Source organism: Quyinboa ferrireducens (genome assembly GCF_042436675.1).
Classification (GTDB): Bacteria; Bacteroidota; Bacteroidia; order Bacteroidales; family UBA5342; genus JBHJHP01.
This window is the reverse complement of sequence record NZ_JBHMVA010000081.1, coordinates 1-976: the sequence shown is the minus strand read 5'-3', so window position 1 is coordinate 976 and position 976 is coordinate 1. Positions and strand designations below refer to the sequence as shown.

Annotated in this window: 1 protein-coding gene; it reads left to right on the top strand. The window is 32.4% G+C overall.

The annotated features are described in order from the left end of the window. The first annotated feature begins 84 nt into the window (after positions 1-84). Entirely contained in the window at positions 85-843 is a 759-nt protein-coding gene (locus ACE01N_RS20505) for a hypothetical protein (protein WP_380592952.1), read from the top strand. Positions 844-976 lie beyond the last annotated feature (133 nt).

Sequence of the window (976 nt, the reverse complement as noted above, 5' to 3'; positions counted from 1 at the left end):
GTCAACCGCACGACACCATACCGCGGGAACGTTACCAATAATTATAAGCAGAGAAAATAGTACACCAATAAAAATTAAATAGATATGAAAAAATTACTTTACTTACTACTTGCATCTTTCTTTATTTATTCATGCGAAAAAGATGAATCAGAAGCAAAAGATGAATTTGATAAACTTATTCAACCTTTAGAAATAGGCTATAGTTGGACTTTTATAGATTCAACTTTTACTAATGAAGGAACCCTTACTAAAGTAGATACATCAACTGTATCTGTAATTGGAAGTGAAATAGCAAATTATGACGGAAAAGAGATAGAGTTATTTTATTGGAAATGGGATTTTTATGATAGAATTTGGCTAAAGGCAAATGAAGAGGGAAATAATTACATATATGGATTAAGAGAGGATGACAAAAGTTATTTAATTACCAAGTCATTAAATCATCCTTACCCACTAGACATTGGTGATACTTGGAGTAAATACAATTTTAGATTACAAGAAGAAAACGATACTATATTTGGCGTAATTTCTGATACCACTGAAACGGAATGTAAATACAAAGATTACTTCTTTAACACTATGATAGGAGATTTAGAATGTGTCGTTTCTTTTTATACCAGACAAATAGATAATGATTTGAGTGAGAAATTTATTTATTACAGTCCGAATATCGGATATGTTGGATTAGAAAATAAGGTAAATAGTATAGTCACTTTTAAAAAAACGTTGATGAATTATGACTTTTCAAACAAACAAGATGTAGCAACAGGTCTGAAATCAGCTCAAATCAAAATCGATAAGGAAAGGACTTCTGACTCTTATGGTATGAGAATTAGAAAGTAACTATTGGTAACACGCGGTATAGTTAATAAGGGGCTCAGTGGTTGTCGAGGCTCATTAGCCCGCTCCAAAATCAGCTGTAACTTGACAGTAAAGAAGCCCGCAATCCCTTACTAACCATACCGCCATCCGTTGT

Bases quoted from the DNA above. Each gene is read 5' to 3' on its own strand.
- ACE01N_RS20505 (WP_380592952.1), top strand. From the start codon at position 85: ATGAAAAAATTACTTTACTTACTACTTGCATCTTTCTTTATTTATTCA.